At 51.0% G+C, this 11,121-nt stretch carries 8 protein-coding genes; all 8 read left to right on the top strand.

Annotated elements, in window-relative coordinates:
• The first annotated feature begins 744 nt into the window (after nt 1-744).
• The 8 genes from ASG89_RS34765 (at nt 745) to ASG89_RS34730 (ending at nt 10,893) form a co-directional block, all read left to right on the top strand.
• Nucleotides 745-1,614, top strand: a complete 870-nt coding sequence (locus ASG89_RS34765) for a carbohydrate ABC transporter permease (protein WP_235550038.1) — start codon at nt 745-747, stop codon at nt 1,612-1,614.
• A 38-nt stretch (nt 1,615-1,652) separates the two neighbouring features.
• Nucleotides 1,653-2,546, top strand: a complete 894-nt coding sequence (locus tag ASG89_RS34760; RefSeq protein ID WP_157276919.1) for a carbohydrate ABC transporter permease — start codon at nt 1,653-1,655, stop codon at nt 2,544-2,546.
• A gap of 36 nt (nt 2,547-2,582) precedes the next feature.
• Nucleotides 2,583-3,725: an efflux RND transporter periplasmic adaptor subunit gene (locus ASG89_RS34755; RefSeq protein WP_057315912.1), complete on the top strand. Its 1,143-nt coding sequence runs from the start codon at nt 2,583-2,585 to the stop codon at nt 3,723-3,725.
• 17 nt (nt 3,726-3,742) lie between these two features.
• A complete protein-coding gene (locus ASG89_RS34750; protein WP_057315911.1) occupies nt 3,743-5,146 on the top strand; it encodes an ABC transporter permease in 1,404 nt (467 codons plus the stop codon).
• Nucleotides 5,127-6,560 carry an ABC transporter substrate-binding protein gene (locus ASG89_RS34745; RefSeq protein ID WP_057315910.1) on the top strand — a complete coding sequence of 478 codons (1,434 nt, stop codon included), beginning with the start codon at nt 5,127-5,129 and terminating at the stop codon, nt 6,558-6,560. The genes ASG89_RS34750 and ASG89_RS34745 overlap by 20 nt, the downstream gene beginning before the upstream one ends.
• A 27-nt stretch (nt 6,561-6,587) precedes the next feature.
• Complete coding sequence (locus tag ASG89_RS34740) at nt 6,588-8,753, top strand: hypothetical protein (RefSeq protein WP_057315909.1); 2,166 nt, start codon at nt 6,588-6,590, stop codon at nt 8,751-8,753.
• An 89-nt stretch (nt 8,754-8,842) separates the two neighbouring features.
• On the top strand, nt 8,843-9,547 hold the full coding sequence (locus ASG89_RS34735) for a response regulator transcription factor (protein WP_057315908.1): 705 nt from the start codon (nt 8,843-8,845) through the stop codon (nt 9,545-9,547).
• Nucleotides 9,520-10,893, top strand: a complete 1,374-nt coding sequence (locus ASG89_RS34730; RefSeq protein WP_057315907.1) for a sensor histidine kinase — start codon at nt 9,520-9,522, stop codon at nt 10,891-10,893. Before ASG89_RS34735 ends, ASG89_RS34730 begins: the two co-directional genes overlap by 28 nt.
• The last annotated feature ends 228 nt before the right edge of the window (nt 10,894-11,121 follow it).

Here is an 11,121-nt window from a genome sequence, read left to right as displayed (position 1 = left end):
CACGCTAGCGCACAAAAAATGTGCGCAAGGCAAGCGACCCCGCCGGTGGCGGCACGCTAGCGCACAAAAAATGTGCGCAAGGCAAGCGACCCCGCCGGCGGCGGCACGCTAGCGCACAAAAAATGTGCGCAAGGCAAGCACCCCGCCGGTGGCGACACGTTAGCGCACAAAAAATGTGCGCAAGGCAAGCGACCCYGCCGGCGGCGGCACGCTAGCGCACAAAAAATGTGCGCAAGGCAAGCGACCCCGCCGGTGGCGGCACGCTAGCGCACAAAAAATGTGCGCAAGGCAAGCGACCCCGCCGGNCACGCTAGCGCACAAAAAATGTGCGCAAGGCAAGCGACCCCGCCGGTGGCGGCACGCTAGCGCACAAAAAATGTGCGCAAGGCAAGCGACCCCGCCGGTGGCGACACGCTAGCGCACAAAAAATGTGCGCAAGGCAAGCGACCCCGCCGGTGGCGACACGCTAGCGCACAAAAAATGTGCGCAAGGCAAGCGACCCCGCCGGTGGCGACACGCTAGCGCACAAAAAATGTGCGCAAGGCAAGCCCCCCGCCGGTGGCGACACGCTAGCGCACAAAAAATGTGCGCAAGGCAAGCGACCCCGCCGGCGGCGGCACGCTAGCGCACAAAAAATGTGCGCAAGGCAAGCGACCCCGCCAGCTGCGTGGTCTCTAATTCGTTCTAATCCATTTCTAATTTACGAATGAGAGAATGTGATCTGAGGGAAGGAGGAACGCATTTGTGCTGAGGTGGTTACGCAACAACGAGGGTCTAACAGCACTTCTATTTCTATTGCCGAGCCTGGCAGGATTTGCAGTGTTTTTCTTAATACCTTTTGGGATGGGATTCTATTACTCGCTCATGGATAGCCCTATTAACGGCTCTTTTGTAGGGGGAGCGAACTATCGCGAGCTGCTGGGAAATTCTATTTTTCGGCGAGCAGCCGTGAATACAGGACTTTTTATGGCGATCTGTGTGCCGCTGAACATGGTGATTGCGCTAGGATTGGCGATGCTGCTGAATCGAAAGATGCCGATGCGCCAAACGTTCCGGATCTCGTTCTTGAGCCCGCTTGTTGTACCAGTGGCATCCGTGGTGCTGGTGTGGAACGCGCTATTTGATTTGAACGGGACGATCAATGCGTGGCTTGCGAGCTGGGGGATACGTCCCCGCGATTGGATGGAAAGCGAAGCCTCCTTGTATGTGCTGATCATTGTCTACCTGTGGAAAAACATCGGCTACAATATGATCCTATTCCTTGCAGGCCTTCAGAACATTCCGAACGATTACTATGAGGCAGCGTCGATGGATGGAGCAGGCAAGTTTCGGCAGTGGCGATCGATTACGCTTGTTTATTTGACGCCGACGGCTTTCTTCGTTTTCATCATGTCGATTATTAATTCGTTCAAAATGTTCCGCGAGACGTACTTAATTGCCGGTAATTACCCGGATGAAAGCATTTATATGCTGCAGCATTATATGAACAACATGTTTAAATCACTGGATTATCAGAAGCTAACATCGGCTGCTTTCCTAATGGCTCTGGTCATCGTCGTACTCGTCTTGACGCTATTCGTGGTGGAGAGGCGCATCAGCAAGTCCATCGGATAACCGAGGATTGGCGTGTGGCGCTGGAAAGGAGATTTCAAATGCAAGCAAGCCGCATAAAGCCGCTAACTGTCCGTATGGGACGTAAATCCGCGAGAATCGTACTTTTGACCGTACTCATCGTGCTGCTGGCGGGATTTTTGTTCCCGATGGTGCTGACGATAAGCAACTCGTTCATGGCGGAAGAGGAGATCACGAGCAATTACGCTGCACTTTCGGGCGATACCGACGATGGCGATTTCATCACCATGGCTTGGATACCTAATCACGTAACGCTATCGCAATATTATGCGGTTCTGGTGGGTAGGCCGCAGTTTCTATTCATGTTCTGGAACTCGGTAAAAATGACCGTGCCGATCATCGCGGGTCAACTGGTTGTGGCGTCGCTAGCCGCTTACGCCTTCGCCCATTTGCGCTTTCGTTTTCGTGAGCCGCTCTTCTTCCTGTATATTGTCACGATGCTGATGCCCTTTCAGGTCACGTTGGTGCCCAACTTCATTGTCGCGGATAAGCTTGGGCTGCTGGATTCGTACGGGTCGATTATTTACCCTGGCATTTTCAGCGCCTTTGGCGTATTCCTGCTGCGGCAGTTCATGATGGTCGTGCCTGCCAGTTATATCGAAGCCGCGCGTGTGGATGGGGCAAGCCACTTCTACATATGGACAAGAATTGTGCTGCCGATGTGCGGCACAGGCGTAGCGGCGCTATCGATCCTCGTTTTCATTGATAACTGGAATATGGTGGAGCAGCCGCTGATTTTTCTCAATGATGCGATCAAACAGCCGTTATCTGTGTATTTAGCCGTCATTGGTGACGAGGAGCGAGGCATTGCCTTCGCTGCGTCCGTGGTGTATATGCTGCCACCGCTGCTGGTTGCTCTGTATGCAGAGAAATATTTGGTCGAAGGTATCCAGTTGTCAGGGATAAAAGGGTGAAACTGTGAGACGGATGACACATAGGAGGAACGTTGTATGGATGCATTAATGGCCGCCGCCGATGGCGAACGCGCCAAGAAGAAAGGAATTCGCAAGGCAATCGTTACTTTCGTTATTGCGATGGTCGCCTTGACCTTTTTCTCCAATACCCTGCTGGGTATATCGCTGGCTGAGGTGACGACGGAGAAGGCGCTCGCAGGAACGTTGTCACACGAGGTCACAGGCTCGGGGAGCGTGGAATCGGCAGAGACGGCGGATGTCTATGTGGAGACGAACTGGGTTGCAAGTGAGGTAGAAGTGAAAGTGGGCGATAAAGTGGAGGCTGGCCAAGAGTTGGTCGTTTTTAAAACAAGAGAGACGGAAGACTCACTGAAAGATAATCAAGCGCGATATGCGCAGAAGCAGTTGAGCTTGGAGAAGCTCCAGGAAAGCTATCAGGAAACGTTCCGCAGCAGTGATGAGAAGCAGATGCGCAGCATCGCCCGCGATATCGAGAGTACGCAGCTGGATATGCAGATTTTGGAGCGGCAGATCGCCAATCAACAGCGTCAGCTTAAGGAGTTTTCGCGAATTGTCGCACCTGTTGGTGGCATTGTAACGGCCGTTAATGCCGTGAAAGGTGCCCCCGTTGCTAGCGGCAAAGCTGCCGTGAGCATCGCCGATTTGTCCAAGGGCCAGCAGATGAAGGCCACCATTGACGATGCGAAGGCGCCGTATGTCGCCGTGGGGGATAAAACGGAATTGATTTTCTCATCACTGAATAATGCAAGGATCGCAGCGCAGATCACCGATATTCGGGATGCGGTAAGCTCTTCCAGCTCTGGTCAGTCCAACCAGTCCACTCCAAAGGGGAAGGAAATCACCTTCACGCTGAAGGATGATCGATTAAAAGGCGGAGAAACTGGCGAATTCGATATTGTCAAAAAAACAGCCTCGTTCCGCGCGCTGCTACCTAATGATGCGGTGCGAGAGGATGATCAGGGGACGTACGTGCTGCTCCTCAAAGAAAAGAAAGGCCCGCTAGGCACGGAATACGTCACACAGCGAGCGAACGTTGGGATCGGTGATGCCGACGATACGAAAACATCCATCGAGAACGGCATCACACCGCTGGATAAAGTGATCGTCTCGAGCTCGAAATCGATTGCGGATGGGGATCGCGTGCGTGCAAATGACTAACAGGAAGGAGGGAGGTTATGCAGCGATCCCGATTGGCAGCGTGGATGATATTTGCGGGTGTGCTGTTGCTGCTTGCTAGCAGCGGATTAATCGCTTCCGTTGTTAACGAATGGGAGCAGACGAACGGCTCCTACGGGATGGGGCAGATCACGGTGAACGTCGATCCATCGGCTGCGCGAGCAAGCCCGGCGGGCTTGTCCTTGAAAGAGGCCGAGCTGTTGACCAAAAAGTGGGCACCGCTTCCGCTCGCTTATGCAGCGAGGGAACAAACGCGAGCCGTATATGGTGCAGCACGGCTGAATACGGATGCATTCGGTGTGAGTGAAGCCTACACGGATTTCAACCAGATCAAGCCATTGGCAGGCGCTTCTTTTGCACAGAACTCGGTGGATGAGCACAGTCGGGTAGCCTTAGTTAGCGCTGCGGTTGCGCAGCAGTTATTCCGTGCGAATCAAGTTGTAGGTAAAACGATTGAGTTGTTCGGTGTTGGTTTCACGGTCATCGGGGTGTTCGAGGATGAAGGTTCTCTGCTTCGGCAGATGTCCGACGATGGCAGTCCGAATGTGCTGATTCCCGTCACGACGCTGTTTGATATCCAGCCAGAAGCGAAGATTGAGACGATTCACATGGCAGGCAAGCCTAGCGCAGTTGCGGGCGGAGAAAGTCAAGTGAACGAAGCGCTTAGCTCGATCGGTTCCATGCCTTCGCAATACCGAATCGTCAACCACGAGCTTGCTCATACACGTATGGCACAATGGCGTCTGGTTCAATGGTTTGTATGCGGCATGATCGCGATCTTCATGCTCGTGCGGTTGATGATGCGGCAATCGACTAACATCCACGGTTTACTGCGACGGAGAATGGTTAGAGATAATTGGAGCGATGCGCTGATTCACGAGCGATGGCCATTGATGTTAAGCACACTCGCTGTACTCAGTATGGCCGCCTCTATCATTGCTCTTTGGAAGGGCATTCGGTTTCACCTCTACATTCCGCTGGAATGGGTGCCGGAGCAGATCATTGATCTGTCGTTTTATACGGAAAAGCTGCGCAGCTTATGGCAGCAGGAAGCGGCACAGATAGGCTACGTCCCATCGCCTCAGGAGTTGTTAATCGATGCCGCTAATCGGCTTACAGCTCGGTTGTTCATAGGGGGCATGCTGTTCGGCTTGCCGCTGTTCTTGCTTGGCGTCAGGCTATGGGTGCTGGAACAAGTACCCGTGTATGCCCAATTGCAACGTGTGTTCATGTATGTACCCGTTGCCGCAGTCCTTATTTTCGCCATGGCGGAGTGGGCAGGATTGTCATATCAGATTGACCCACTGGATTATGCGGTATTAGGTGCGCTATGTACCGTGGCTATAATAAATTTTAACCCATCTAAAGGAGTGGAATTTTCTTATGCGCAAAATCACAGTTAAACAATCGGTCATCGTTTGCTCGCTCGTTTCTATGTTATCTCTGACAGCCTGTTCGTCCAGTACGACGACAACTAGGGGCGACACAGGAAGTACAACAGCACCTGCTGCGGGGAACAAAACAGTCACACTATCTGTGGTGACATCCGATCGTTTTCTCGAGCTGGCCAAACAGAAATACGAGGCCCTGCATCCCGACACGAAAATTAACATTAAAGAGTATGCAGCAGCACCTCAAACGGCACCACAAGGGCAAGGACAAGGTCAGCAGCAGATGATGATGATGCAGAAGCCAGACCCGAAAAACACTGAGAAATACGCTAGTTCCGTAGGCGCTGAGCTCATGAGCGGCAAGGCTTCGGATATTATCGTGACGAGCGGACTTCCGTATCAGAAATATGCGGACAAGAAGCTGTTGGAGAATATCAGCGACCTGATGAGTAAAGATGCTTCGTTCAAAAAGGATAACTATTACGGGGGGATTTTCGATGCGATGAAATATAACGGTTCTTTATATACGGTCCCGATCAAAGTGGGATTGAATATGTGGCTCGGCAATCAAGCTGTACTAAGTAGTCAACAGATCGACGACAGCAAGTGGACTTGGGCTGATTTTAAGAAAAAAGCCAGCGCATTGGTCGCGGATAAAAATAATGACGGTAAACCAGACACGTATCCCATGGGCAAAATAGAGCCTGCCGAGCTAATCACGTCGATGCTCAACAGCTCCTTCTCGAAATTCGCCGATGTAGGCGCGAAGAAAGCCAAGTTCGAGACACCAGATTTCATTAACATGCTGAAGTTGGCGAAATCGATGTATGACGATAAAGTCATTCTCGCGGATAACTCGGACCCGAACAACGTCGTTTTCCAACCGAAGGGGAACGTTCTGATGTACATGGATATGTATACGATGCCGAAAATGAATTTTGAGGGCAAAGGCGGGTACTACAATCTACCTTCGGAGAGCGAAGCTAGAGGAACGCAGTTTACTTCCTCATTGCCACTTGCGATCAACAGCAAATCCGCCAACAAGAAGGAAGCTTGGGAATTCGTGAAGTATTTGCTCTCCGATGAGATGCAATCGGCTAGAGAGCTGACGGGGATTGCGGTTAACAAAACTGGTGCTAAGGCGCAAATCGACTTCTTGAAGACGCTCGGAACAGGTGGCGAAGGCGGCGGCAAAAGTATGAAGCTTATGATTAATGGCAAAGCAGCGACTGTTCAGCCTGCCACGGAGCAGGATGTAACGGCTATGGAGAAGATTTTGAACAATATTAGCGTGTATGCGGAAAGCGATTTGAAAATCACGAATATCGTTGCCGAAGAAACAGCGCCATTCTTCCAAGGTCAGAAGTCCGCTGAGGAAGTTGCAAAAGTGATTCAGAACAAGGTTAACACGTACTTGCAGGAGTAAATGTCAGTCAAGGAGGATGTATGCATCATGATGATTCGTCACCATAAAATTATTTATTTGCTCCTGTTCCTCCTCTTCCTAAGCAGCGCTGCTTCCCCTGTTTCGGCCTCGGCCGGAGCTGGGGTTGCTTCATCTATTGCGGCGGAGCTCGCCGAGGAGCAGGTCATAGGCGCTGAATCGCTAGGGAAAGTCGCTATCGGCGAGGCTAGCTACATGGAAGTTCAAGATGTCATGCTGCTGCCTGGCGATCAGGACGGGATGGTTACTTTTACGGTAAATGTCCATAATGGCGGTGTGAGTGAGCTATCTTTTAAAAACTATTGGGTACGTTTGCAGTCCAAGGCTGGCAATACGTTTGCGGTCAATCAATTCACGCAGAGCGGCGATACGAATCGGATCGCACCAGGCACAAGCCAATCATACAGCTTTTATGCAAAAGTGAACGTGGTAACCGAGCTTCAGGATCTTGTATTTAAGCTCGTTCAATTGGATTTTTCTGTTGCGGGCTTTGAGAGAGTTATCGGCCAACTGATGCCTGCGAGTGATTACACCGTGGTGACACCAGTGGGAGCGACACGTTCGGTTCGTATTGACGGGACGCCATTCTACGCAAATATCGAACGTATGTCTATTAGTAGAAATGACGATTTCTACTTGCCATCTGTTTATTTTGAAATGGAGAATAAAGGGACAAGCAGCGCCAAGCTTCCAGACCTGAGCTATTACATTCGTACTGCCCAAGGGCACATGTATCCGCTGCAAGCTGCTACCTTGGGGAAAGGGACTGAGCTGCAACCTTTGGCTGAAAAAGAAGGACTCCTCAGCGGCTCTATTCCTAGGGAAGCGGGGGCGGAGGGCTGGCAGCTTGTCATCATGGAAATGACGATGGCGAATGACGGCAAGAGCAGCTTGAAGCTGCCGGTTGCGTATTTCGCAGTGCCGGAAGCTGTGGAAGTTGAGGTGTCACTGGGGAACGACTATGAGTTCTCCAACAAGTCCGGCACGTACACCGCACGATTGACGTCCTTGCAGCGATTGCCGTGGGAGGATCAAGACATTTTGGCGGCTAACATCACGTTAACCAATAAAGGGGGTCAGGCGCTGTCGATTCCGAATTTAAAAGGGTATTTTGAACTGGATGATGCGATGACAGTGGAGGCCAGCCTCATTCAGACGGATCGCGTGATCAGTCTTCAGCCTGGCAAAGAGATCAATTTGCAGTTGGCTGGGAAAATACCGTATACAAGTGATTTCAAGGATTTGAATCTTGTTTTACAAGAGAAGGCTGCGGATGGTCAAGTGAGTGATTTGCTCACCTTTCATCATAACAAAGAGCTGATGGGGATGAAGGTGGTCCCTGCTGCGGAGACGAGAACACTCACCGATATTGGGCAAAGCACTGCGTATTCGGTGCGTTCTACTCAAACGTTCGCAGGCGAAAGTGCCGATCTATTCACGGTTCAGCTGAGTGTTGAAAATCTAGAGAAGCGATTCACGGATTTGCGGAAGCAGGTTGCGCAGTTTAGGGCGGAAGACGGGACGGTTTTCCCAGCTCATATGAGCGAGATTACGAACAAAGTGATTCCGGGGGGCAAAGCCCTTATCTATATTTATGCGACGATCCCGAAGGGGTATCAAATGGAAGATTTGCAGCTTATCCTTGGCGATGCGGTCACCTTCTCAGGTGCAGCAACGGATAAAGGAGGGGCGGTTCAAGAGGATGGCTATGTCAACGCCGCTGTTTTTCAATTGCCTGACGAGATCGAGGAGCCGCAGGGCGGATTCGCCGAACTGGACGTCTACCCGTATACGATTACGTTAAGTCATATCGGGACACAGATTAATTTTGTCCAAGGGACCGTCATGCTGGATTTCGATTATGAGTTGAAAAGGGACACCTTCGTTGAAACGAGCATGAAGGATCATTCGTTGATCGTGGAACTGAAGGATGATTTGGACCGGAGCGGGAAAGAAATTATCGTGAGTCAAACATACGCATTAGATGGGGTGGATCCGACGAAATCTCTCCAAATAGGCTTCCACGACGCGACGATTACGTACACGAACAAAGATAAAATTTATCAAATCGGTGATATGAAAACCTATCAATTAAACGTCTACCACCAATTTCAAAATGGACAGAAAAAATTACTAGCAACCAAAGAACTGGATTGGTTTGTATTTACAGATTAGCCTAAGCTTATTTTAAGCTAGCGTTCATCTCATCCCTTTATACTGACACCAATAGAGTGGTTGCGGTGCAACACGTGGGAGGAAAGTTGATGAAAATACTCGTTGTGGAAGACGAGCTGCCTTTACTGCAAACGATACGAACTTTGCTGGTGGAAGAAGGCTACCAAGTGGACGCGACAGGCTGCGGTGAAGAGGGCTTCTATTTGGCAGAGCAAGGTATCTACGATTTGGTCGTGCTCGATCGGATGCTGCCTGGAATGGATGGTGTCAAAATTGTGCATAGCTTGAGGGCGAAGCAAATTCAGACGCCGATCCTGTTCCTCACAGCAAGAGATAGCGTTGAAGATATGGTAAAAGGACTTGATTCCGGCGCTGATGATTATATGACGAAGCCGTTCGGGGTGCCGGAATTACTCGCGAGAGTCCGTGCGCTGCTGCGCAGACGCGGGGGAGTCGAGAACGATGATCGTCTGGTCTACGATCAGCTTGTGCTGCAAGGAAGAACGAAGGAAGCTGCGATTGGTGGCCAGCCATTGGAGCTTACGCTGAAGGAATTCGAGTTGCTCGAATATTTGCTGCGGAATCGTGGGCAAATTTTGACTCGGGAACAGATCTGTCTACGCGTTTGGGGGTTGGATTCGGATGTGGGGTCCAATGTTGTGGACGTCTATGTCTACTATTTGCGTAAGAAATTAAAGCCGTTCGATTACGATCCCATGATCCATACGATTCGGAATGTCGGGTACATTTTAAAGGAGAATGCCGCATGTTCACAAAGACCCGAATTCGTCTAACGACGTTGAACGCGGTTGTTTTCTTCGTCATCATCGTCTGTCTGGGCATCATCGTCTATACCGAATTGCGCCATCAATTGTATGCCAATGTCGATGAGTCGCTGCAGCAGCGAGTTCAGCAGGATGCACAGTTTTTCTATGCCAAATCGCAATTCCTGTCGCCCGATGAGCCTCCAGATGGAACGGCCAAGAAGACGTTAATTCAGGTTCAGGGGATCGATCCGCGTGTGTTTGTGGTGCTGTGGGATGATCAAGGGAACTCATACCCTATCCTAGCCGGGGCTGGGATGCGTAAAGAGGTCGATGCCTTCGAGCCCTATCGATCGATAGCAGCGCCTCAAACGGTGAGCCTAGACAATCATTCGTATCGTATTCATGCTGTGCAATATAAGCAGCCGAAAATGATGAATCTAAAGGTATTGACCGATATTTCCCAAGCAAAGGGACTAGATACCATCACACCTAGTTCGCTCTTTACGGAGGCGTCAACAAAAATCGTAGCCATTCAAGCTATCAGCCTTATCGACTCCGAGCAAAATATGCTGAAGCAATTGTTTGAGCTTATTCTGATTGGGATTGTGGCCGGTGGCGCTGTAACGATTTTGGCGGGGATGTACCTAGCCAATCAAGCGCTGCGTCCAATCAAGCAATCGTGGGATAAGCAGCAGCAATTCGTTGCCGATGCTTCGCATGAGCTGCGGATGCCGTTATCGATTATCAGGGCAAATGTTGAGCTGGCGTTTCGTCATCCGGAGCAATCGATTCTGAACATGAGTGAACCGCTGTCTGTGGTGCTAGAAGAATCGAAACGGATGGGCCGATTGACAGAACAGCTGCTGACGCTGGCCCGAGCGGATTCCAATCAAGAGGAGATTATGCTGAAGCCTTTGCCGCTGACCGAGGTGATCCGTGAAGTCGTGCAGAAATTCGAACCGTTAGCGGAGCTGAAGCAGCAGAGACTGGAATTGGATGTCGAGAGCGGAATTGAGCTGATGGGGGATGTCGAACGGATCCATCAGCTGCTGGTGATTCTGCTCGACAATAGCATGAAGTTTACGCCTGCGGATGGCACGATTTGCGTTGCGGCCCGCAAGAAGGGCCACGATGTTGAACTGGTGGTAGAAGACACGGGAGTCGGCATTGCGGCAGAGGATCTGCCCCATATCTTCGACCGGTTCTACCACGGCGACAAGTCGCGAACGCGCAGCACGGGTGGCACGGGCCTTGGCCTCGCGATCGCGAAGTGGATCGTGAGCACGCACGGCGGTGACATCACACCGGCTAGCGTGCTCGGCGAGGGAACGAAGATGATGCTTCGTTTCCCGATGTGGCAGCGGAAGGGCTAAGTTCCTTCAAGCCTACAAACGCCACCAACACCGTCAAACATGCAGGCAAAATAAAGCTGTCCTGAAAGTAGATGACTCTGCGTAGGGGAGATCGGATATAGTACTTTGCCTAAGAGCCCTAAAACCCTTGGTTTTAGGGCTTTTCGTATTGAAGGAGAGTTCCTTTAACCCGCAGAAGAGTTGAACAACTATTGGGTTATAACGGGGATTAAAGGAATTATCTAGTGG

This window comes from Paenibacillus sp. Soil766, from assembly GCF_001428105.1.
In the GTDB taxonomy this organism is placed as follows: domain Bacteria; phylum Bacillota; class Bacilli; order Paenibacillales; family NBRC-103111; genus Paenibacillus_E.
The sequence above is the reverse complement of the archived record's forward strand: the minus strand, read 5'-3'. Positions and strand labels throughout refer to the sequence as shown.